The sequence below is a fragment of the Psychrobacter sp. UBA6739 genome (assembly GCF_002453835.1).
GTDB classification, from domain to species: Bacteria; Pseudomonadota; Gammaproteobacteria; order Pseudomonadales; family Moraxellaceae; genus Psychrobacter; species Psychrobacter immobilis_A.
Genome location: NZ_DKHR01000037.1, coordinates 120,639 through 144,201 on the forward strand (window position 1 = coordinate 120,639; position 23,563 = coordinate 144,201).

The 23,563-nt window shown below is 43.8% G+C and carries 22 protein-coding genes; 10 read left to right on the plus strand and 12 right to left on the minus strand.

Annotated elements, in window-relative coordinates; genetic code table 11:
• Nucleotides 1-131 precede the first annotated feature (131 nt).
• From B2575_RS09140 to dnaQ, 9 genes are all read right to left on the minus strand, one after another.
• On the minus strand, nucleotides 132-464 hold the full coding sequence (locus B2575_RS09140; RefSeq protein ID WP_296241509.1) for a hypothetical protein: 333 nt from the start codon (nucleotides 462-464) through the stop codon (nucleotides 132-134).
• 319 nt (nucleotides 465-783) lie between these two features.
• Nucleotides 784-1,155, minus strand: coding sequence for a DUF3144 domain-containing protein (locus B2575_RS09145; RefSeq protein ID WP_372815298.1), 372 nt, complete (start codon nucleotides 1,153-1,155; stop codon nucleotides 784-786).
• Nucleotides 1,156-1,227: 72 nt separating this feature from the next.
• Complete coding sequence (metK, locus tag B2575_RS09150) at nucleotides 1,228-2,394, minus strand: methionine adenosyltransferase (protein ID WP_045451444.1); 1,167 nt, start codon at nucleotides 2,392-2,394, stop codon at nucleotides 1,228-1,230.
• A gap of 162 nt (nucleotides 2,395-2,556) precedes the next feature.
• The gene (locus B2575_RS09155; RefSeq protein WP_296241512.1) at nucleotides 2,557-3,153 is read right to left on the minus strand and encodes a DJ-1/PfpI family protein; all 597 of its coding nucleotides are present in this window, start codon (nucleotides 3,151-3,153) and stop codon (nucleotides 2,557-2,559) included.
• A gap of 325 nt (nucleotides 3,154-3,478) precedes the next feature.
• Nucleotides 3,479-4,174 (minus strand): endonuclease III, encoded by a 696-nt coding sequence (gene nth / locus B2575_RS09160; RefSeq protein WP_060491389.1) that lies wholly within the window; start codon nucleotides 4,172-4,174, stop codon nucleotides 3,479-3,481.
• Between the two features lie 111 nt (nucleotides 4,175-4,285).
• Nucleotides 4,286-5,134, minus strand: a complete 849-nt coding sequence (locus B2575_RS09165) for an RnfABCDGE type electron transport complex subunit B (RefSeq protein ID WP_296241514.1) — start codon at nucleotides 5,132-5,134, stop codon at nucleotides 4,286-4,288.
• Between the two features lie 144 nt (nucleotides 5,135-5,278).
• Entirely contained in the window at nucleotides 5,279-6,304 is a 1,026-nt protein-coding gene (gene nudC / locus B2575_RS09170) for an NAD(+) diphosphatase (RefSeq protein WP_296241516.1), read from the minus strand.
• A 249-nt stretch (nucleotides 6,305-6,553) separates the two neighbouring features.
• Nucleotides 6,554-8,236 carry a hypothetical protein gene (locus B2575_RS09175; RefSeq protein ID WP_296241518.1) on the minus strand — a complete coding sequence of 561 codons (1,683 nt, stop codon included), beginning with the start codon at nucleotides 8,234-8,236 and terminating at the stop codon, nucleotides 6,554-6,556.
• A 160-nt stretch (nucleotides 8,237-8,396) separates the two neighbouring features.
• Entirely contained in the window at nucleotides 8,397-10,013 is a 1,617-nt protein-coding gene (gene dnaQ / locus B2575_RS09180) for a DNA polymerase III subunit epsilon (RefSeq protein WP_296241519.1), read from the minus strand.
• A gap of 424 nt (nucleotides 10,014-10,437) precedes the next feature.
• Between dnaQ and B2575_RS09185 the strand changes: the two genes are divergently transcribed.
• A complete protein-coding gene (locus tag B2575_RS09185; RefSeq protein ID WP_296241520.1) occupies nucleotides 10,438-10,992 on the plus strand; it encodes a hypothetical protein in 555 nt (184 codons plus the stop codon).
• 91 nt (nucleotides 10,993-11,083) lie between these two features.
• Nucleotides 11,084-11,389, plus strand: a complete 306-nt coding sequence (locus B2575_RS09190; protein ID WP_045445540.1) for a hypothetical protein — start codon at nucleotides 11,084-11,086, stop codon at nucleotides 11,387-11,389.
• A 123-nt stretch (nucleotides 11,390-11,512) separates the two neighbouring features.
• Here B2575_RS09190 and B2575_RS09195 read toward each other — a convergent pair whose 3' ends face one another.
• On the minus strand, nucleotides 11,513-11,911 hold the full coding sequence (locus B2575_RS09195; protein ID WP_296241521.1) for a YkvA family protein: 399 nt from the start codon (nucleotides 11,909-11,911) through the stop codon (nucleotides 11,513-11,515).
• A gap of 254 nt (nucleotides 11,912-12,165) precedes the next feature.
• Here B2575_RS09195 and B2575_RS09200 point away from each other — a divergent pair, with 254 nt between their 5' ends.
• On the plus strand, nucleotides 12,166-13,443 hold the full coding sequence (locus B2575_RS09200; RefSeq protein WP_296241523.1) for an LD-carboxypeptidase: 1,278 nt from the start codon (nucleotides 12,166-12,168) through the stop codon (nucleotides 13,441-13,443).
• A 19-nt stretch (nucleotides 13,444-13,462) separates the two neighbouring features.
• On the opposite strand, the gene B2575_RS09205 is transcribed toward B2575_RS09200, so the two are convergent.
• Nucleotides 13,463-14,485, minus strand: coding sequence for a GlxA family transcriptional regulator (locus tag B2575_RS09205; RefSeq protein ID WP_296241525.1), 1,023 nt, complete (start codon nucleotides 14,483-14,485; stop codon nucleotides 13,463-13,465).
• Nucleotides 14,486-14,686: 201 nt separating this feature from the next.
• Between B2575_RS09205 and B2575_RS09210 the strand changes: the two genes are divergently transcribed.
• The 6 genes from B2575_RS09210 (at nucleotide 14,687) to arfB (ending at nucleotide 20,809) form a co-directional block, all read left to right on the plus strand.
• Nucleotides 14,687-16,492: an acyl-CoA dehydrogenase gene (locus B2575_RS09210; protein WP_296241527.1), complete on the plus strand. Its 1,806-nt coding sequence runs from the start codon at nucleotides 14,687-14,689 to the stop codon at nucleotides 16,490-16,492.
• A 22-nt stretch (nucleotides 16,493-16,514) separates the two neighbouring features.
• Nucleotides 16,515-17,522, plus strand: coding sequence for an NADP-dependent oxidoreductase (locus tag B2575_RS09215; protein ID WP_296241529.1), 1,008 nt, complete (start codon nucleotides 16,515-16,517; stop codon nucleotides 17,520-17,522).
• Nucleotides 17,523-17,525: 3 nt separating this feature from the next.
• Nucleotides 17,526-18,308 (plus strand): SDR family NAD(P)-dependent oxidoreductase, encoded by a 783-nt coding sequence (locus B2575_RS09220; RefSeq protein WP_296241531.1) that lies wholly within the window; start codon nucleotides 17,526-17,528, stop codon nucleotides 18,306-18,308.
• Nucleotides 18,309-18,496: 188 nt separating this feature from the next.
• Nucleotides 18,497-19,261 carry an SDR family oxidoreductase gene (locus B2575_RS09225; protein ID WP_296241532.1) on the plus strand — a complete coding sequence of 255 codons (765 nt, stop codon included), beginning with the start codon at nucleotides 18,497-18,499 and terminating at the stop codon, nucleotides 19,259-19,261.
• A 219-nt stretch (nucleotides 19,262-19,480) separates the two neighbouring features.
• On the plus strand, nucleotides 19,481-20,320 hold the full coding sequence (locus B2575_RS09230) for an HpcH/HpaI aldolase/citrate lyase family protein (protein ID WP_296241534.1): 840 nt from the start codon (nucleotides 19,481-19,483) through the stop codon (nucleotides 20,318-20,320).
• 75 nt (nucleotides 20,321-20,395) lie between these two features.
• Nucleotides 20,396-20,809, plus strand: a complete 414-nt coding sequence (gene arfB, locus B2575_RS09235) for an alternative ribosome rescue aminoacyl-tRNA hydrolase ArfB (RefSeq protein WP_296241536.1) — start codon at nucleotides 20,396-20,398, stop codon at nucleotides 20,807-20,809.
• A gap of 113 nt (nucleotides 20,810-20,922) precedes the next feature.
• Here the strand turns inward: arfB and B2575_RS09240 are convergent, their stop codons facing one another.
• A complete protein-coding gene (locus B2575_RS09240; RefSeq protein ID WP_296241538.1) occupies nucleotides 20,923-22,110 on the minus strand; it encodes a sugar transporter in 1,188 nt (395 codons plus the stop codon).
• A gap of 425 nt (nucleotides 22,111-22,535) precedes the next feature.
• On the opposite strand from B2575_RS09240, the gene B2575_RS09245 reads away from it, so the two are divergent.
• The gene (locus B2575_RS09245; protein ID WP_296241542.1) at nucleotides 22,536-23,483 is read left to right on the plus strand and encodes a LysR substrate-binding domain-containing protein; all 948 of its coding nucleotides are present in this window, start codon (nucleotides 22,536-22,538) and stop codon (nucleotides 23,481-23,483) included.
• Nucleotides 23,484-23,563: the final 80 nt, after the last annotated feature.

The following is a 23,563-nucleotide window of genomic DNA, read 5'->3' on the forward strand; positions in this document are numbered from 1 at the left end:
AAAATAATAAAAAAGCACCCGCTTATGATTAAGCGGGTGCTTTTTTGTATGATTTAATTGTCTTTTTTAGTTTGATATAAAGTATTTACACAAAGTTATGAAGCAAGGTTATGAAGCGTTATGAAGCAAAGTTATGAGCACTGTCCTTTGACATAACCTACTGCTGCCGTTGTGCCACATGCCGAACATGAGTTGCCCGCAGTGCGATAACTAAATCCTGAGCCAGTTTTTACTTTGACACACACAGGATCGTATTGCGCGGTGCACATCGTTTGCTCAGGGTTGTAAGGTGGGCACTTGATGAAAGGGTTGTCGCTGTTCTGTTGGCTGTGCCCAGTGCTATGAATAGGGGCGGTGTCAGGCGTATCGATGCTTTGGATGTTATTGCAGCCAGCTAAGGCAATAGTGACTGATAACCCTAATAATGACAGGCATAATCGCCATGATTTGAATAAGTGGTTCATAATCATATGTCCTTATAAATAGTGTTCGGTAAGTCCCTGTTATCGATAGCTGGTTGCAACCATGTGATGAACAAGGTGGTTTTAATTGATAGTAGCCTATTTATCAGCAGTCATCTACCAAATCATGATTAATAAAAAACCCAAGCCTATGATTAAGCTTGGGTTTGAGCATCACTATAGTCATTCCACTATAAAAATATTACTGCGTTAATCTCGCTTGAAGTATTAAATCATCATCTACACTCGGTTGCCTTGTACTACTTTTAAATTGAACTGACTATACCAGTCGTTTTATAAATGCCAGCTAAAGGCGATAGAACTATTTAGCTGCTTTGTCATCTTGATTAAGCTGAACATATTTATCAAAGTTCTGCGCATAATCAGTCAGGTTGTCGCTCAGCATTTGGCGATACTGTTTGACATAAAATTCAACGATATCATCTTTTTCTTTGGCAAAGTCATCGCCTTTGACAAAGCCGATAGAAGCGACAGATGCGCTATAACGTGCTGCGGCATAAAGTAGTGATGCGCCTACTTGTCCTGAATGCGCTTCAGAACCCAACTGACTGTTTGCGATACCAATAATGGCATCAGCACGTTGGTAAAATGCCTGCATTTCAGGGGTAATCTCAATGTTAGCGTCAACATTGCTTTCTTGAATGTTGCTGTCTTGCATATTGTCTTGAGACATAAGCGACTCCTAATAAGTGTCGGTAATTTTAAATTTATAAAGAGGGTTTGTAAGGGGTGCAAAGTTATATTTTTACAAACCAGCGTCTGCTTTTAAGATCTCAGCTTTGTCTGTTTTTTCCCACGTAAAGGCAGTTTCAGAGCCAGGACGACCAAAATGACCAAAAGTCGCCGTTTGCTGATACATTGGTTGTAATAAGTTTAGCATACGGGTAATGCCATAAGGGCGCAGGTCAAAATGGGTGCGAATCAGACGGATGATTTCATCATTGCTGATTTTATTCGTACCAAAGGTATTGACAGAGATAGAGGTTGGTTCAGCGACACCAATGGCATAACTAACCTGTATTTCACAGCGCTCAGCAAGTCCTGCCGCAACGATGTTCTTAGCCACATAACGTACGGCGTACGCAGCACTACGATCGACTTTCGATGGATCTTTACCACTGAATGCACCGCCGCCATGACGCGCCATACCGCCATAAGTATCAACAATAATTTTACGACCTGTCAATCCAGCATCACCTACAGGACCGCCAATCACAAACTTACCCGTTGGGTTGATATGATAGCGCGTGCCAGCATGCAATAATTCAGCAGGCAATACTTGTTTGATGATAGATTCCATTATTGCTTCTTGCAGATCTTTCTGCGAGATACTTGGATCGTGTTGCGTTGATAGCACCACGGCATCAATGGCAACAGGCTTGCTACCATCATATCTTAACGTCACTTGCGCCTTGGCATCTGGACGCAACCACGGCAACTCGCCTGCGCGGCGCAGCTCAGATTGGCGTTCCATCAAGCGATGAGCAAATTCGATAGGGGCTGGCATCAACACATCAGTTTCATTGCTGGCATAGCCAAACATAAGACCTTGGTCACCTGCGCCTTGCTCTTCAGGGTCGCTACGATCGACACCTTGAGCGATTTCAGGAGATTGTTTGCCGAGCATATTGATGACCGCGCATGTTTCGCCATCAAAGCCCAAATCTGAGTGGTGATAACCAATACCATTTACGGTATCACGCACGATACGCTCAACATCGATATTTGCCGTCGTGGTGACTTCACCTGCTAGTATCACAGCACCTGTTTTAACCAAGGTTTCGCATGCCACGCGTGCATGCAAATCTTCACGTAAGATGGCGTCAAGGATGGCATCTGATATTTGGTCAGCCATTTTATCAGGATGACCTTCGCTCACAGATTCTGAGGTAAATAAGTTGTATTCACGCATAATGGGATCGCTTAATTGCAGGGACTGTATTCTACGAACTCAGTCATTATTAAATGTATATAAAAATAAAAGGCGAAAACGAATAAAAAAATTAGCACATTTTACCGTGTATCGAGGTAAAACTCTAGCGATGGATAATACTAAGAAGTAACTAGGCATAGATTAACCATGGTAAAAGTCATCAATTTCGCTATTTTCTTGCCAGCGATATTCAGTATAGTGAGCGATCTGGCGCGCTGTATCGATATCATGTCTGTCGGCGATAAAACCAAGCGCCATGTCCATACCTGCACTGACACCTGAGGATGTATAAAATTTGCCATCGACAACCCAGCGTGCTTGCTTTGCCCAATGGACTTTGTCAGATTGCGCTATCACCCATTGCCATGACAGTTTATTAGACGTTGCGCGCTTGTCATCTAAGACGCCAGCCTTAGCCAACAATGCGCTACCCGTACAAACGCTAAGTACCCAATCAGCATGGTCAACCAAGATTGTTAACGTCTGCAAAAATGGTCGGTGATTGATTTGCTGGCGAGTACCCATGCCGCCAACCATCAATAAAATATCAGTCTGATGCGCTAACTCGCTGACAGCGACTGTTTGCATCGCAACGCCATGCTTACTATGGATAATGCCACCGTTTAAGGAGGCAAATTGCAGACGATAATGCTCAGGTAAGCAGCCAAACATCTCGATAGGTCCAAATAGATCCAAAGTCTCAAAATCGTCGAATAATAGCGCGGTCAGTGTCTGCATCTGGCTTCCTGATTTTTAAATAATGTTTACAAAAGTAAGTGGGCGTCTACTGCTTTTTTAACCACGCTATTCATGTTTTATTCATATAAAGTAGATCAATTAAACCTTTTATAACTAGGGCGTATCCTCACTCTAAAAATGGTGATAAAAATGAGATAAATTGCCGTCAAACAAGGAAAGTAGCGCACATAATATCGAGATATTAAGAAGCTATTTGACGATGTTTGGCAAAATTTAGCTATTTTTAGCCCATTTAGAAAGTAATCGATTGAATTGAGGACACGCCCTAGAGCCGTTATCGTTCTAAAAGCGATCGTTCTAAAAATTACAGCTCCAAAAACTTGGCTTTGTCTTTAAACATACATTCGTCATAAACAGGACACGCCCCGCATTTGGGTGTACGGGCTTGGCAGGTATAGCGCCCGTGCAAAATAAGATAATGATGCGCATCCACGATGAAGTCATCTGGGATACGCTCGACCAACTTATTTTCAACGATCAAGACATTCTTGCCTGTGGCAAGTCCTGTACGATTACCTACCCGAAAGATATGAGTATCAACCGCCATGGTTGGCTGACCAAAGGCGGTATTTAACACCACATTGGCGGTTTTGCGCCCGACGCCAGCAAGAGATTCTAAGTCTTTGCGGTTATCAGGGACGGTGCTATTAAATTTCTCAATTAAATCATGGCAAGTTTTGATGACGTTTTTGGCTTTGGCATTGTATAGGCCAATATTTTTGATATAAGATTTTAGACCGTCTTCACCCAATGCCAAGATTGCTTCAGGTGTATTTGCTACGGGATATAATTGCTTGGTGGCAATATTGACGCTCACATCCGTCGCCTGCGCAGACAAGATGACCGCGATCAGCAGCTCAAAATTACTCTTATAATTCAATTCCGTCACCGGCTCATCAATCGTCGCTGCCAGCTTTTCAAAAAATGGACGCACGTCACGATTGGGCATTCGTCTCGATGGCGGGGTATCGGCAGTTTTATGTTTGACGGTTTTACTCATAGTATTCTTACTATTTTTTGGCTATTGATAGTTAATAACTGATACAAGATATCGGGATAAATTCATTTTAGCGATGTTGGGTAGACTGTCTAACAAATGATAATTAAGCTGTTAAAGCTGACTTAACTCTACTTGCAATGCGTCAAGCTCTACTTGTTTGCTCTCATTTGCACGGACACTTAGCTGCTTTTCTAGCTTTTTAATTTTACTACGAAGCTTCGCTGCGGCAATGGTGTTTTTTGCTTGTGCTTCGCTGATATTCAACGATTGACTAGCGGCATTGTTTAGTTTTGCTTCAACCATGCTGACCACAGGTCTACTATTGCTACTATCAGCCAGCTGCTCGGTGACGCGTCTTAAATGAGTATGATAGCGCTGTCTTAAATCTTCTTGCTCTGTGGTACGTTCAGAGCTAGACAGCTCCCGTTCAACAGTGACCAAATCGATGCAGTCGACTGGACAAGGAGCGATACAAAGCTCGCAGCCCGTGCATAAATCCGTAAAGATAGTATGCATGTGCTTACCAGTACCGACAATAGCATCGACTGGGCAGGCAGGTATACATTTGGTGCAGCCGATACAGTCATCTTCACGGATCACCGCACGTACCTCAGTCGGACGTTCAGAGGTCGCATCTATTGGCCACTGAGAAGGCGCAGCGCTAAGTATCGCTTCATGACTGTCTATATTAATAATTTGAGCAATGGCGTTGGTAACGGGTTGACCACCGGGTACACATTTATTGTATGGCTCATTGTTAAGCACAATAGCGGCGGCATAGGGCAAGCAGCCGTCTGGGTGCTCGCAAAGTCCACATTGTGTTTGCGGTAGACAAGCATCAATATATGAGATTTTCGCTTGTATGTCCGCAGGTAAGCGCTCTATATCCAAAATGTCGAACAAGATTGGCAAATTGGTGAGACGGATGTGGGTGCTATTTTTACTAGTGGTGCTTTGCATATGCTTTAAAACCTTAATATCAGTGCTAAGTGCTAAGTGCTAAGTGCTAAGTGCTAAGTGCTAAGTGCTAAGTGTGCTCTGAGCGCTGACATTAGAATAATAGGATAATAACGATATTGATAAATGCTGCATTGATATTATAGATTAAAGCAAAATACCTTGCTCATTGGCAATTTGTGCGATCAGCGCGTAAGCAATGCTACCTTTTGAGGGTATTTTTGGTAAATTTGACAGATCAAAAAAATCGGCGTGCGACAGCTCATCTTCTTGGATAATAATTTCGCCAGCTGCATAAGAAGCGCGAAAGCCTAGCATTAAATTAGACGGAAATGGCCATGGCTGACTGCTGACGTAACGAATATCTGATAGGCTGATATTTACCTCTTCTGCCACTTCGCGCACCACCGCGTGTTCTAGGCTTTCACCCACTTCTACAAAGCCTGCAATCAAACCGTATAGTAACGGTTGTGGCGACTGTAATAAATGAGGCGCTGTTTTTTGCTGTCCATAACGATGATGATGGGCTAGCAAAATCTGCATTTCACCAGTTTGCGGATTCGGGCGAGTAATAGCTGTGATGACACAGGGTTGTACACGTGGGTATTGGCGCAATCGGCACACTGGACAGACCATCGCACGCTCATCTCGTTTGGCATGAATGGTTGGGGCAGCACAGCGACTACAAAACTGTGTATCTGTTTGCCAGCGCAATAACTGTATCGCTTGGCTAAGCTGATCGGACAAAGCCGCGGGCAACTGAGTAATCAGCTGGCGATAAGGAACAAACGCATTGCCGCTGCCCTCAGCAATGATGGGCAGTGCAATATGATGTGCAATTGCATAGTCATAAGTAATAGCGCTAGCCGCTTGCGCAGTAAAGGTGTGGGGAGTATCAATCGAAATGTTGGCACTTTCTAGAAGATCGGAACTTTCTAAAATATCGGCATACTTCAGAGTATCTACACTCGCGTTAGTATGATTGACATCAGGCGACCAGTGACGCGGTGCTAGGCTTTCGAGTAGCGTGACATGACCAACTTGATAAGCAAGCTGGGTCTCCTCGTCTGAATGTGTAGCGGATGGGGGTAATTCAAGCTGCACGGGCCACCATCCATTAGGTCGCTGCTGGCATAAAACAGTATCATCACTAAATACAAAAGCGCTGGTCATAAGTAAAATTCCAAACCGGTTACGGTCAGTACGCATCAGTGTTGATACAGACTTTTTTTTAATTGAAGTAAAGTTAATCCAATATCATTCGGATACGGTATCAGTCAGGCTCGCTCAGCACTACTATTCGTAGTGTTAAGCGCATCTTGCTTGTATCCAGATTATATGGGATCGACTATATATAAATGAAGGGCTATGGCAGCAAAGCCGCCATTTAAATATCATTTTAGTGCTTAAGCGTGATAGAAATTAGGCTGCGAGTAGATGACTCAAGCTCTGCTGTCCCACATCTAGTGCTTGTTTGCTGACCGGACGATTGTGCTCAAAACCATCTAGATGATGATCGACGGCCATAATGACATCAGCGATACAGGCAAGCGTACTGTCTTCAATACGTTGTCCACCTTCGATACGTTGCTGAAGATAATTGGCCAATTGACTGAGCATGCTGGCAGGTGTTGGCAGCTGTAAGAAGCGCACAGCCCCTGCCACTTGGCGCATCATCTCAGGTATGTTCTGGATATTGAGCATATCACGCTCTGGCTCAGCCAAATAATCGTTAATGGCTTGTTCTGCACTGGCAATAGCGGAACGACTTTCTTGTATCAAAGTATCATTAGCCGTATTGAGCTGATGTAAAGAGATATGCGGGTTATTCAGTGGCAAATAGATGGCCCCTGGTGTGTGCATTTCTGCCATTGCAATGGTGGCGTTTTCCGCATGCATTAATGCCAACAGCAAGTGATCGAAATCTTCAGGCGAGGGCGTTTGCCAATGACTAACAGCTTCTGCTGCTACGCTGAGACTATTGGCTGCATTTGATAAACCAAGCAAGCGTAACGCTGAGCTCAATTCTGTTAGCTCTTCGATAATCTGTGCGGTTTGCATATCGACAGGGTTCAATGAATCACCACGTGCGTAGCTATCCACATTTTCTTTGATGGTATTAATTTGGGTCTGAATGATGGTGTTCAGCGTATCGGTCAGGGCGCGATTAGGACCGAATAAGAAACGCTTCATTTGCTCAAGTTGAGCGCTTTCCAAGTGGTTGCTGGCGTATTGCTCACGCAGTCGTTGCGCCGCATCACTGTCACGCTGGCAAGCAAAACTGACCAAATCAGCAAAACGTTTGTCCATCACAGGCAAGTAGCTTTGGAATTGCTGCTCTAAATAAATCAGTGTGTGTTTTTGACTCAGGTTTAACGGTAATATCGTGGCAATGTCCGTGACAGCTGCGGTGGCCGCTTGCCAAAATAGACTGCTGGTGTTCGATGCTATCAAAGCACACGCTGCACTCATGGCGTCAAGTTTCTGCTGATCGTCTGGGCTAACGTTGCCATCTTGATTGAGCAGAGCGACTCCAAGACCACTACGATAAGCATAAGTTAGTAGTTCAGTGTCTAGGTTAAGCTCGTCAAGTGGTTGGAAGTTTTGTTCAGGGTTGGCAATGATGACACTACTGCTACCAAAGGCTGCAAAATAGTCTGCTGTGATAGGGGTCTCTTGCCCGTGAGCATTGAGTTTATTGATAACAGGCAGTAACAAGGTTGGCTCTACCGACTCTGTCAAAAGTACAAACTCGATATAGCGATCCAGTGTCATAATGGCTTCTGATAAGTCCATAATCAAACTGGTATCGTTATTATCACCATTATCATAGAGGCGCTGTAAACCATTGACAATAGCGGTATTCAAAGCCTCTGCACCAACCAAAGATATCAGCTCAAAGATGCAAGACAGCTGCTTTAGCACAGTGATAGAATCTAATAATAAAGGGGCTTGACTATTATCATCATTAAATTCACTCAGATGAATCTCAGTATCTTTTAAGGTTACGATGATCTCATCATGCAACAAATGTAGCGATGGTAGATTGAAATCAGTAACACTAAGCGTTGGGGCTGTTAACTTCATTTGCGCAGACTGGTTCATAGGTGTTTTTCCATAATGTACTGATGAGAATGGCGATGGTTTAAATGATGATCGAAAAAGCACTTGCTGCTGATGTTTTAATGCTTAATATAACAATAGTCAAGCCTATATTATACAAATGTTATTGCTCAAAGATTGATATCATCAACTTATACGGCAACTACATATTGGCTTTTAGCTCAGGATACGCTTCTGCGAGCGCGGCATACCACTCTTGATTGGTATTTTCATCCGTAGATGACTCTAGCAACAATGACGCTAAATTGGCAAAACTGGCGTGTGCTGTCTGCCCACCATCTGTTTGCGTGTCTTCTTCGATGGCGAGTGTAACCTGCCCACCTGTCATCGCCAGATAAACTTCTGCTAAAATCTCTGAATCAAGTAAGGCGCCGTGAAAAGTACGATCTTGCTTCCCCACATTTAGGCGACGCACTAAAGCATCTAGGGTGTTTTTTTGCCCAGGATATTGCTGCTTTGCCATGACCAGCGAGTCAGTCACTTGTACGCGCTCGGCAAAGTCGTTCATACCAACTTTGGCAAACTCCATGTTTAAGAAGTTCATATCAAAGGTGGCGTTATGAGCGATGATTTCTGCGCCGTCCATAAAATCATAGAGCGACTGAGCAACTTGATCGAAGGTAGGCTTGTCGGTCAAAAATGCCTCGGAAATGCCATGGATACGAATGACTTCATCATCCATGCCGCGCTGTGGATTGATATAAACGTGGAGCTTTTCACCCGTAAATTTACGCCCGATCATCTCCACGATACCGACTTCGATAATACGGTCGCCTTTTAACGGATCAAGACCTGTGGTTTCAGTATCCATAATGAGCTGGCGATCAGACTCATGACGATGGATAGGTTTGGGCAGCAGCGGTATGAAATACGGATTGGCACGGCTGGTGTCGCCGTCGAATTTTGGTGTATTAGCTTCTTCTATGCCAGTAACGGTAGCAGGCACATGATCATTTATCGTCGCATCAGTCATAGACGTTTGGGTTTCCGGCATCTCTATTTTACTCATTGGTTTGCTAGCATTATGCTGATAGCGATCGGCTTCTATTACAGCATCTTTACTCATCATATCATCGGCAGGGTTTGTATCGTTATCAGTGTCTATGACATCTTCATCAAGTTCATCATCTGTCATATCCAGACCCAGTGGATCGAAACTTAGCCAGTCATTGTGAGCAGCATTTTGCGCTGTATTAGGCATTATTTGCCCTTTTTTTTTAGCCGTGTCTTGCGGCTCTATGCTCGATAATTCTTCACTGCTGGACGTCACGCCCAAGTTTGCCAGCTCGTCCGCTTTTTCATTGCCTGCATGTCCTGCGTGACCTTTTACCCAATGCCAGTCAACATCGCGCTGTTGACACAGCTTATCTAATTGCTGCCAAAGGTCTTGATTGGCGACAGGTTTTTTACTTGCCGTTTTCCAGCCTCTTTTTTTCCAACCCTCTATCCATTCGGTAATGCCTTTTTTGACATAGCTTGAGTCTGTCCAAATCTCGAGGTTGTGCTCAAGCGGGCTATGGGTCAATGCTTGTATCGCGCCCATCAACTCCATGCGATTATTGGTCGTCTCTTTATCACCGCCGTACAAATCTTGTGTACGTCCATCACTAAAAATGAGGTGTGCGCCCCAGCCACCAGCGCCCGGATTGCCTTTACAGGCACCATCCGTATAGGCCACGGTAGTGTTTGATTTGGCGGCCAACGGATTCATCGCGTTACTGGTGTTGAATGGCTGCGCTGAGGTGCGATTGTCTGACATAAAAAATTAGTGACCTAAAAATTGATAAACATAGGGAGGGTTGGAGGGATTTTGCTCGCGTTGTTTTTACACAAGCGCTTCCGTTATATTTTGGGAATGAGTATAACAAATCTATCGTTGATGTGGGCAATCGTAATGCACAAAGTCGCCAAAAGCACAGATCATAATAGTAACCTTGCTATTTTCTGTTAAAATGAGCTGTGTTGCGACACAGTATCAAACGGTATTGACTACGCAGCAGAAAAAACAGCAGTTTGCTGGCGTCAATTAGTAGCGCAAATCATTCGACAGTGCCAATAGTTGATGAAAACACGCCCTAAAAAATAATGCTAATCGCAAGATTGTCATCATCACTGTTTAAAGATAGTTTTTTTAAAGACAATTTTCATAAAAGTTTAATGCATGAATGCAGGATAACCCTATTATGTCCTTACGCTCAAACATTTTTTATAAAAGGCTGATGTGCTTACCAGTCGGCATAGCGGTGGGCAGCGCGCTATTTTTAAGTGCTTGTAACGATAGCAACATTCAAGCTGATACTGGATCGGTCGAAGCGGCGACAGACTTATCGGTTTTTGAAGGTTGTTACACGGTTAGTCATGACGAGCCTGCCCAAATAAAAATCAGTCAACAGGATGGCTCGTGGGTGATGCAGATGAAAGAGCCTGCAAGTGCGAAGCGCGTTTGGGATGACGCTGAGCCGCTAGAAGTGATTGAAAATAGCGAAATTCCGCAGTTTTTCTCTATTGACCCTGACAATGTCGATGCGGTCATTGGGCGTCCTGATCGAGTGCTAGTACTGGCTCATGTTAAGCCTGCCTATGCCAATATCGATCCACTGTTAGATAGTGAATACTTATCCTATATTTATCGCGGTGCCAATACCATCTATCGTGTCGAGTGTGATGATGTTAATACCGATATTTTAGCCAATCCACATGCCAATATTGTGATTGATAATGTTGATGAGAGCCTTTAAGCAAGCACGGCTCATAAACAGAATTTATGATCGATAGTGTTATTTTAAACAGTGTTTTGCTATAAACCGTATGTCATTAGAGTTAAGCAATATGAATTTTTTTAGTTACGTGGTATTGGGCGGATTTTCTTATGCAGCGGGTTGGGCAATCAGAACCTATGTACTTGATAAGAAGCCTGAACCTGAGCAACCTTACAATCTAAAGCATCCTGCAATTTTGGCGTACTTAGGCGGTTTCTTTATTATTATGCTGATTGTCTCGTGGCTGATTGGTCGCTATGCGCTTGGGCATGCTGCTATCGATTTGCCGTTTATTATTATCAATAGCCTCGTTGCAACCTTTGTCTATTCGTTCGGTCTCAATCCAGAAAAAGCGCGTTATGATGTTCCAGATTAACTCACATAAATAATTGCTATTAATGAATAAAAAAGCCACGGCTGATACATTGATTGTCAGTCGTGGCTTTTTATAACGATCATTTTTTATAACGATCATTTCAGGATGCTAGCTTGTACAAAGTTACTTGTTTTTCTTTAAGTCAGTAGCGGTTTGTTTTTTCTTCCAAGTTTGATATTTTTGCAAATCTTTTTCGACCAACTTCAAGCAAAAGGTGAGGACTAGCGCATCGTCAATATGACCGATAAAAGGTATGAAATCTGGAATGATATCGATTGGATTGAGAGTATAGAGCAGTCCAACCACACCTGCTGAAATGGTTTTATAGGGAATATCGCGATAGTTTCCTTGATAATAGTCTTTAATCAAGCTCATGAATAGCATCAAATCTTTGGCAAAACGCTCAAGATGGCTACTGTCTTCTAGCTTTTCTTGCAGTTTTTCTTCTTCGTTAATGAGGTACTCTAAATCGGTGTCCAATATGTCCTCTTTTTTCTGTTTATCAATCGCTTTCTCAGCCATTATTATTATCCTTATTTAACCTAAATCGGTATTCTCATACTACAACAAAGTCGCGGAATGTGCCAATAGGGCTAGGTTTTTGGTGTGTATCATGGCTAGCATGGCGAAAAATTAAATAGTGGCAAGGGTTAGGCAACTATCATAGCCAAAAAAGTGTTTACAATATGCTGCTGTGTGGTTTAAGCAAGTAGATTACAAAAATAAAGATGGGTTAAAAATATATCAAAATAAAAATGATAAGGTGGCAGAGAGAGATGGTTTTTAAGAGTCAGTTATTAACAGATGATAGAAACAAAAATGGTCATGCAACGGTTGAAACGCCATCTGGGCTAAGTCGTCGGCAGTTTTTGCGTCGAGTAGGTGTCAGTGCGGGTACTGCGGCATTGGCCACGCAAGGTGTTTCTCAGGTATTTGCCGCCAGCCCTATCGACCCTAATAATAGTCCGCAGCTCACCAAGGATGATTTGCCGACCGCGTTATTGGGTGAGCGTTCATCCTCACAGCCGTCACTCACGCAGACACGCTGTATTACGCCAACGATTGAGACGCGGCTGTTTGCCAGCTCCAATGTTGGGGGTAGCGATGACCGCAATCAATTGGCATTGGAGCGTATGGCCTGTGCGGGTTTTAAAGTAAACAATCCTGCAATTACCAATCGTCAGTATTTACGGTTTGCTGGTACGGATTCGCAGCGAGCGAGTGACTTACAGAATATCGCTACGGGTGCGATAGCCGCTCCAAAGCTGTTGTTGGGTGTGCGTGGCGGCTATGGTGCCATGCGTTTGTTGCCGATGGTTGATTGGTCGACGCTAGGACGTATTATGAAGGAGCGCGGCACGATACTGGCTGGCTTTAGTGATGTGACTGCTATTCAGTGTGCGCTATTGGCAAAAGGAGCGATGAGCTCACTCGCAGCACCGATGCTCTATAGTGAATTTGGCAAAGCCAAACCTGATGAGATCAGCTGTCGGCAGTTTGTTGAGTCGTTAACTAATCCCAACCTCACTATCAACATATCAGACACGTCTTTAACCAGTCCAAATTTACCGAGTATTTTGACAAATGGCGCGCCAAAAATGATAGCTGGCACTATTTGGGGCGGCAATCTAAGCGTGGTATCAGCGCTGGCAGGTAGTGAGTATATACCACGTATTGACGGCGGCATTGTGTTCTTAGAAGATGTGGGCGAGCAACCTTATCGTATCGAGCGCATGTTATATGATTTGTATTTAGCTGATGCGTTTAAAGGTCAGCAAGCGATTGTGTTTGGGGCACTGTCTGGTACAGGGGAGGACAGTTATGACAAGCGTTATGATGTGGCTACGGTGATTCGTCAATTGCATCGGCTGACAGGATTACCGATTTATAGCGGCATGCCTTTTGGTCATATCGGCAAAAAATACAGCTTTCCGCTAGGAGCAACTTGCCAGCTTATACCTAATACAAATGGCGGCTATCAGTTAGCATTTACCGATTACCCAACTATTAAGGTTAATGCTATCCAAGTAGAAGGTTTGTGGCAAAATGCTTAAACGTTAATCACTGTCCTTTTTAAATAGCCAACCGCGAAAACTTATCTTGATATTCTTTAGGCGTCAGCTCTGTCACACGTTTAAATAGACGCGTGAATGAAGAGATATCATCATAACCTACTTTATCGGCAAGCGATTTTATGGTCACATCGCCTAACTCTAGAAGGCGTTTTGCCTGCTCAATTCTGACGGCCTGAATATACTCAATCGGGCGCATAGCAACAGCAGACTGAAAGCGTCTGTTTAGCGTCCGCGGGGTGATATTGACCATGGCAGCCAACCCGCTCACCTGAATAGTCTGATAAAAATTTTCCTCAATGAATTCTTGTACTTGCTTGATCAGTTGGTCTGAATGAGGTTTGTGCAAGGTCACATTGGTATAGCTGTTCTGACTGCCTCGTTTACTATCGATAATTTGGGTTTTGGCTACTTGTGTAGAAATCTCATGTCCACAATAGCGCTCGATCAATAACAATCCTAAGTCAAAAAATGCACTACCACCCGCCGCACAAAATATATTACCCGACTGGCTTTCTGACTTGCTCTTTGAGTGAGTGACAAACTGGTTCTCTTGTAAGTCAACGAGTGGAAAATCTGCCTTGAATTTACTGGCGTAACCCCAGTGCGTGGTGGCGATTCTATTATCTAATAATCCTGCTTTTGCCAAAAAGAAAGCACCGCTACAGTTGCTGGCTATATCTGACTTGGTGTCTGCCAACCGCGTTAGATGGGGTATCAAATCTGCATTTTGGCTCAGTGTCTTATCAATTGAATCACCAATCGTCGGAATCAATAGCAAGTCGCACTCGGCCACGTCCTGAATATCGCAGTGCGCTTGCATGATTAAGCGGTTGCTGCATCTGATATCCACGCCACCAACGCTTGCTATCTGCACGTTGAATCTTGGCTCTACTGGCTCATCTAAAAATCGTTGCCAACTGACACCCGTAAATGAGAATAAATCTAATGCACCTGTCAATGCACTGCCGAGCACACCATCGAATCCAATGATGATGACTTTGAAGGGTTTGAAGTAGGGCATGGATGTCTATTCTCCTTTCGCGGTGCTAAGCACAATTTAATTTTCTGACCAAAAATATCAATTTTTTATCTGAATTCTCGAAATATAAACGCTATTTATGTCGTATTTGACCATAATTATGTCATAAATGACAATACGGTAAGGCGTTAAATTAGATTAATATCGATTGATAACCAAATTTAATCAGTTAACGAGAATACTATGGCAGCAGATACGCTAATCAATGACTTTGAGTTACCGTTCCAATTATATGATGTATTGGGCACTGAAAATTTAACCAAGCATGCTAAGTTTGCAGAGCATAGCCGCGAAACATTTGATGCTGTATTGGATACGGCTAATAAAATTGCGACCCAGTTATTTTTGCCGCATAACCACGTAGCAGACAAGAATGAGCCACAGTTTGATGGCAAAAAAGTCAGCATGATAAGCGATGTAAAAGTGGCTTTTGATGCATTCCGCGAGTCAGGGTTTATCGCTGGTCGTTATAGTTTTGAAGACGGCGGTATGCAGTTGCCTGAGACAGTGATGACGGCCGTGGCAGGTTATTTTATGGCTGCCAATCCTTCAACCACCGCTTATCCATTTTTGACCACTGCTGCGATTAATGTGATTTCACATTTTGCTAGCGATGAGATTAAAGCTGCCTTTATGCCGCGCATGCTGACAGGTGAATTCACCGGAACCATGGCATTAACCGAGCCACATGCAGGTTCGTCACTTGCTGATATCAAAACCACTGCGGTAAAACAAGACGATGGCTCATACCGCGTCAAAGGCAGCAAGATTTATATCTCAGGCGGCGATCATGAGCTGTCTGACAATATCCTCCATCTCGTATTGGCCAAAGTGCCGGGCGGTCCGGGCGGCGTCAAAGGTATCTCTTTATTTGCTGTGCCCAAGTATCGCTTAAATGAGGATGCATCGGTCGGCGAACGCAATGACGTACATTTAACAGGACTCATTCATAAACTGGGCTATAGAGGCACGACGTCGACGGCATTGAGCTTCGGTGACGAAGGCGAGTGTTATGGTTATCTGATCGGTGAAGAGCATTTCGGCCTGCGCTATATGTTCAAAATGATGAATGAAGCGCGTATTGCTGTCGGTTTTGGCGCGTCAATGGTGGGCTATCGTGGTTATCAGTATTCACTTGATTATGCCAAAGACAGAATGCAAGGTAGAATCGCCCCGAACAACAAGCCTGAAGATGCGGCAACTGCCATCATCAATCATGGTGACGTAAAGCGCATGCTACTGGCGCAAAAAGCGTACTCTGAAGGCGGCATTTCATTATGTCTATATGGCTCAAACCTGATTGACCGTATCAACACTTGTGAAGACGAAACCCTAAAAAATGAGCTAACAGAGTTATTAGACCTGCTCACGCCAGTACTAAAAGCATGGCCATCTGAGTATGGGCCAAAAGCCAATGATTTAGGTATCCAAGTATTGGGCGGTGCAGGCTATACGCGTGAGTATCAGGCTGAGCAGTTCTGGCGTGACAATCGCCTGAACCCCATCCATGAAGGCACGAATGGTGTGCAGGCATTGGATTTGTCATTTCGTAAGTTGTGGCAAAAAGGTGGTCTGGGCATTCAAATCCTAAAACGTGAAATCACACAAGATTTGGAAAGTATCACTACACCTGAGAGCGCCCAACTTGCAGGTAAGCTGATGCCTTACATGGGTCACTTGCATGAAGTATTGGTGCATCTCAGCAAAGTTCTACAAACCGAAGAAGCAGTGACATTGACGGGCAACGCGCAAGCACTCATGAATATCTTTGCCTCGATTGTGCTGAGCTGGATTTGGATTCGTCAAGCGAGTAAAGCTGAGCAGCTATTAAGTACCACGCAAGATGCTGAGCAACAGAATTTTTATAAAGGCAAGATACAAGCGGCCAAATACTTCATTGATTGGGAATTACCATTAGTTAAACGCGACATCGAATTATTAACCAATACCAACTCGGTTTGCACTGATATGCAAACAGACTGGTTCTAAGGACAACTCTAAGGAAAGAGACATGACAAAAATGAATAAACAATGGCGATTAAAAGCAAGACCAGTAGGCGAGCCTAGTGCCGAGACTTGGGATTATACCGAGACAGAAATTCCGACTATCACCGATGGTCAGCTACTGATTAAAGTTGAATACATCTCTATCGATCCGGCGATGCGTGGCTGGCTCAACGATGCCAAATCTTATATCGCACCAGTACAGATTGGTGAAGTCATGCGCGCCGGTACGGTAGGCGAAGTGATTGAAAGTAAGCATGAGAAATTTGCCGTTGGTGACTATGTCGCAGGTCACGATGGCGTGCAGTCCTATGCCGTCAGTGATGGTGCTAATCTGTATAAAGTTGATCCAAAACTGGCGCCATTGTCTTATTACTTGGGCGTATTGGGTATGCCGGGCATGACAGGGTATTTTGGTTTGCTAAAAACAGGTCAGCCAAAAGCGGGCGAGACAGTGGTTGTCTCTGGCGCTGCTGGTGCCGTTGGTAGCTTAGTTGGTCAAATTGCCAAAATAAAAGGCTGCCGTGTTGTTGGTATCGCGGGCGGTGCTGAGAAATGTAAATTCTTAGTCGATGAGCTTGGGTTCGATGCAACGATTGACTACAAAAACGAAGATGTGAAAAAAGCCCTGAAGAAAACCTGTTCTGATGGCGTCGATGTGTACTTTGACAACGTAGGCGGTGATATCCTGAATGACGTGCTCACACAAATAAACCTGCATGCACGTATCGTTATTTGCGGTGCGATTAGTCAGTATAACAACACCACAGAAGTCAAAGGCCCATCGAACTATTTATCATTATTGGTCAATCGTGCTCGTATGGAAGGCATCGTTGTCTTTGACAATATCAAAGAATATCCAGTCGCCATGAAAGACATCGCTGGCTGGATTCAGTCAGGTGATATGAAAGTAAAAGACCATATCGTTGAAGGTATTGAGACGTTCCCAGATACCTTGATGATGCTCTTTAAAGGTGAGAATTTCGGCAAACTGGTACTTAAGGTAGAGGGATAGATCATGACACTGAATACAAACGGAATTGCATCAGATGTAACGGGCAAACGAATTTTGATTACTGGCGGTGCCTCTGGTATCGGTGCAGCAAGCGCGCTATTACTAGCCAGTCGCGGCGCAAAAGTCGTGATCGGTGATATGGCAGAAGAGATGGGGGCTGCGGTTGCCCAGCAAGCTCAAGACGCTGGCAACAGTGTCGTATTTAAAAAAGTAGAAGTGACCAGCGGTGATGAAGTACGTGCGTTGTTCGACTTTGCAGTGGAAACGCTTGGCGGTCTAGATGTGGTGGTAAACAATGCTGGTATCGACCATAAGCCTGCGCCGATGCATGAGCTAAGCGATGAGGACTTTGATCGCAATATCGCCGTGAATTTAAAAGGTGTTTGGCACTGTATGCGCGCCGCCGTCAACTGTATGCTACCTAATGGTGGTGGTCATGTGATCAACGTAGCATCTATTGCTGGCTTGCGTTCAGCACCGATGATCTCAGCCTATAGCGCGGCTAAACATGGTGTTATGGGTCTGACCAAGTCCGCTGCCCATGAGTACGCGCGCGCCAATATTCGTTTTAACGCGGTCTGCCCAAGCTTCATCGATACGCCAATGGTACGCAATACCATGGCAACGATGGATGAGCGTACGCAGCAAGCAACGGTTAAGGCCAGTCCGATGCGTCGTTTGGGAGACGTTAACGAAGTGTCTGCCGCAATTGCATGGCTTGCAAGCGATGAGAGTACCTTTATGAACGGTCATGCCTTTACACTTGATGGTGGTATGCTAGCGTAACCGTGACAATTGAGCGCTTATTATTCAATTCGTTGGTGCTCAATAATCGCTGTTAGATATGACAGCGATTACCTGCGTTTAGTTATCCAATTTTAGATACCTGTTTTGGATAGATGAATTCAGCGCTCAAGAATGATTGAAAATATAAAGTTGATAAAAATATAAAGTTGATAAAAATATAAGGAACAATGATGAAAGATTTATTTGATTTAACCGGTAAAGTTGCTTTGGTTACTGGCGCTAGCCGCGGTATTGGCGAATCTATTGCTCGTTTATTGGCTTCAAGAGGCGCGCACGTGATCGTCTCTAGCCGTAAGATTGATGCTTGCCAAGAAGTCGCGGATAGCATCATCGCAGATGGTCACAAAGCCAGTGCCTTTGCTTGCCACGTGGGCGAGATGGCACAGATTGATGCGATTTTTGAGCATATCAAAAGCGAGTTTGGCCAAATCGATATCTTAGTTAATAACGCTGCAGCCAACCCATATTATGGTCATATCTTAGATACGGATTTAGCCGCTTTTGATAAGACGGTTGAGGTAAATATTCGCGGTTACTTCTTTATGTCGACTGCTGCTGGCAAAATGATGAAAGAGCAAGGTGGCGGTGTCATCTTGAATACTGCATCGGTCAATGGTTTAGTAGCTGGCGATAAGCAAGGTATTTATTCAATCACCAAAGCAGCTGTTATTAGCATGACTAAAGCTTTTGCCAAAGAATGTGGCCCACTCAATATCCGCGTCAATGCTTTACTACCGGGTCTAACCGATACCAAGTTTGCCTCTGCTTTGACGACTAATGATAAAGTGTTAAAAATGGCACTACATGCTATTCCACTCGGACGTGTTGCGGATCCTGACGAGATGGCTGGCACGGTATTATATCTAGTGTCTGATGCATCAAGTTATACCACGGGCGCGACTATCGTTGTCGATGGTGGTATGTTGGCTTAGCCAGTTAGAAGACTTAGAATACAAGTTAAAAAACAATTTACTATTAAGAACTGCATGAGATTTATTTCCAGGCAGTTTTTTTTGATTTGATTTTCGATTGAATATCTAAGTAGCCTTAGTTTTGTGCTATAGAATGAATGGCTAATTTTGAATGGGGATCAGCAATATAGTGGCATAATAAAGGTATTAACAGCTACTTGAATAATATGGGAATCAAGCATGAATTCAGTGATCAATCATAAAATAAATATAATTTCTCAAAATAAAACATGGCTATTCGTGCCAGCGACTCGCATCGACAGAGTAGCGAAAGCCTTTGCTAGTGGCGCAGGTGCGGTTATTGTCGATTTAGAAGATGCTGTTGCGCCAGAAGATAAAGCAGACGCCCGAAAAGCATTACAACAATATCATGATAGTGCAGATTATCAGCCGATTTGGGTGCGTATCAATAAGGCAGGTAGCGAAGAATTTTTCAAAGATATAGTGCTCTGTCAAAAAATGCCAAATTTAGCTGGCGTGTTACTAGCTAAAGCTGAGCAAGGATCAGATATTGAGAGCGTGCACCAGCTTACTAATTTTTCTGTAATTGCCTTGATTGAGAATGCCATTGGATTGTATCAACTCGATAGTATGGCAAAAGCAGTTGGGTTAGCCGCGTTTAGTTATGGTTTTTTAGATTTATGCAATGATTTGCGGGTACAAGTAGGTACGCCTGCTGCGGATGTCATCGCCAATCAAATCCGCTATCAATTTATTCTAACTTCAAAAGTGCACCAATTGTCCCCACCGATTGATACTGTTTATCCTGATTTTAATGATGAGATAGGACTAAGCGCCCGAGTAAGTTTATGGTCACAGATGGGTATGTCAGGAATGCTGTGTATTCATCCCAAACAAGTGGCTGTTGTGCAGCGCGCCCTTAAGCCGACAGAGAGTGAGCTATCATTTGCTCAGCGTGTGGTTGAGGAGTATGAGCGCAGTGGACAGGCAGTGTTTGAGATAGATGGTCAAATGGTAGACGCGCCAGTGATTGAGCGTAGTCTTCAGCTATTAGATTAGTTATTGACGAAGTAGCAGGTAAGCAAATAATGGTTTATTATTCATCATACTTATTTATGATTTAAAAAGAGCTCTATGATTTTTATTAGTAATACCATTATCCTTAATGACAATGAAGTAGAAATTAGCGCGATACGTGCGCAGGGTGCTGGCGGGCAAAATGTCAATAAAGTCTCATCTGCGATTCATCTGCGTTTTGATATCCATGCCTCAAGCCTGAGTGATGTCATTAAGCAGCGTTTATTAGACAGTAAAGACAGCCGAATCACCAAAGAAGGCGTACTGGTCATCAAAGCGCAGCAGTTTCGTACGCAAGAGTGCAATAAGATAGATGCCTTTGAGCGGCTGCAAAGCTTTATTATAAAAGCCACTCATGTCAATCAAACCAGAAAGCCGACTAAACCTAGCAGAAATGCTAAGCGTAAACGCGTGGATCAAAAGACCCAGCGCGGCAAAACAAAAGCCTTGCGCGGTAAAGTGAATTTTTAAATGGGTGGCTTATTTCTTATTTTTAAATGAACGAGAAAGCAAAATGCCAGCCTATTTAAGTGGCTGGCATTTTTTATGCTTATTTACTATCAAGTTTTTAGCTAACCAAGTCTTCAGCTTAATTCAGGAAAGCGCTTTATCATAAATAACATCAGTAGCAGTGACACACTGGCGATAGCGGCACCAACATAGCCTACGCTTGATATTGAAATATGCGTTACGGCATAACCACCAAACAGCGCACCGGCGCCAATGCCTAAGTTAATAATGCCTGAGAACATCGACATCAGCATGTCTTGCGCCGTGACATCGACCATGATGACTTTGGCTTGCATAGAGATAATCAGCAGCATCAGCGCCGCGCCCCACAGTAATGCAATGAAACTCAGCGCCCAGATAGAAGTCACGGCAAATAAGAGCACCAGCATAGATAACAGCATTAATATGATAGATATCAGCATCAATCTGGTATTAAAACGATCACCCCAACGGCTAAAAATAACACTGCCTGCAATCCCTGCTACTCCAAATAATAGCAATACAACCGTCGCGGCGTTTTCACTAACGGCGCCGACTTGGCGCATAAAAGGCTCGATATAAGAATAAGCAGTATAGTGGGCGGTAAAGACCAGTAAAATCAGCAGATACAGACAGACCAATAAAGGGTTTTTGAGCAGTTCTGGGATTTTTCTAAATGAGCCTTCGAACATACTTGGTAGCGTCGGCAATAGCCTTGCTTGCAAGATAAACACGATAAAAGCAAGCACGCCAATACCGCCAAAGGTTGCCCGCCAGCCAAACCATTGACCGACCAAGCGCCCTAATGGCACGCCAAGCACCATCGCTAGTGAAGTACCGGTCGCAAGTACACTAAGTGCCAGTGCTTTTTTGCCTTCTGGCGCCACGCGTATCGCAATCGCTGCGGTGATGGACCAGAATATCGCATGCGAGAGTGCAATACCCACGCGGCTAATCAGCAATACATCAAAGCTCCAAGCAAATACGGACAATACATGGCTGGCAATAAATACCACAAATAAGCCCAAGAGTAAGCTTTTACGCTCAAATCGGCTGGTAAGTAGCATCAATGGCAATGACATCGCCGCGACAATCCACGCATACAGTGTCAACATCCAGCCAGTCTCAGCCGTAGTGATGGAAAAATCTTGGGCGATGTCACTTAATATGGCAACGGGGACAAATTCGGTGGTATTCATAATAAAGGCGCTGACGCCCATCAAAAATACTTGAAAATACTGAGTTCGGCGAGCATTTGCGCTCACCTCAAGGTTATGTTTCATATGATCCAATACAAATAAAGAAGGCGCTAATAGTGCAAATTAGCTGAAAAATAATTCATAAGTTTAAGAATAACGGCGGCATAGGTCGTAATGATGAAAAAGAGGAGGGCAAGATAGCAAGTCAGTTGCGGTATGTCAGAGCCTATCATCAGACCCTACTATTTTATCAGGAATTGATGGTATTTTTTGTACGAGAGTCTTTAAAATTAGCGACTGCATCGACTGAACAATTACATGGACTGTCAAATTCATGCTTAAGTAAATCAGACGATGACATCAGTGTCAGTTACATAGTGCTTATAGTGAGGTATCGCTATTTAAGCTTGAATATAGGTATGATGACGCCATCGGCTAGGGATGCCTGATAACGTGATTTTAAAGAGTTATTGATATTTTAATAAGATGGAATAAAAGAAAAGCAATCTATGAAAACAGACACCAATAAACCATTAGCCTTTAGACGATATCCATCGACGACGGCGCTGCAATGTTTTGAGACCGCTGCCCGTCATTTGAGTTTTACCAATGCCGCGCAAGAGATGCACATGACCCAAAGCGCCATCAGTAAGCAAGTGGCGCAGCTAGAGGAGATGCTAAACCTGTCTTTGTTTTATCGGACGCCGCACCGGATTTCATTGACCCCTGCTGGCAAGTCATATTATCTTGAAGTGTTAGAGATTTTAAAACATATCGAGGTGGCGACCACCAATTTGATGTCGCATAGCAGTAATACTGAACTGCTGAAAATAGTCTCGCATCCGACATTTTGTGCCCGTTGGTTGCTTCCAGCGCTCAGTGGCTTTAGTCAAGAATATCCGCTCATTAATTTAGATATCAAAGAGCTGGCAGGGCCGTTTTTTTCTGAAGACCAAAATGCCGATATTGCTTTTTTATACGGTGATGGCATTTGGGGCAATATGGAGGCCATAAAATTGTTCGATGAATACTGCGTTGCGGTCTGTCAGCCGCAGTATCTGCAAGATAAAACACCGAGTGCCAAGTGTTTAAATGACTATGTATTATTGCAAATAAGCTCGCGTTTAAGTGCGTGGTATGAGTATTTTAAGCAACAAGATATCAGCGTCGATGGCACCTTTGTAGGTCCGCGTTTTGAGACTTTTCATGCCTGCATTTCTGCCGCCTTACTGGGCTATGGTATAGCCTTGGTGCCGTTGCGTTTGGTTGAACCCGAGCTACAATCAGGCGCTTTAGTCATGGCGTGGGATTATGCGGCAAAGGGTCGCGGCAGCTATTATGTGACTTATCCTGTTTCTTCGGGACAATCGCATAAGATCAAAGCAGTTTTAGAATGGATTACGGCTTATTTAACAATCTCAGATCAGCGTGAAAAGGCGTTAGGGCTTGCTTTATAATTTATATCTTATTATTTTATCCTACAAAGTTATTTGCTGTGAGAATTTAACAAGCTAAACAAAAAAACTGCCTTGATACG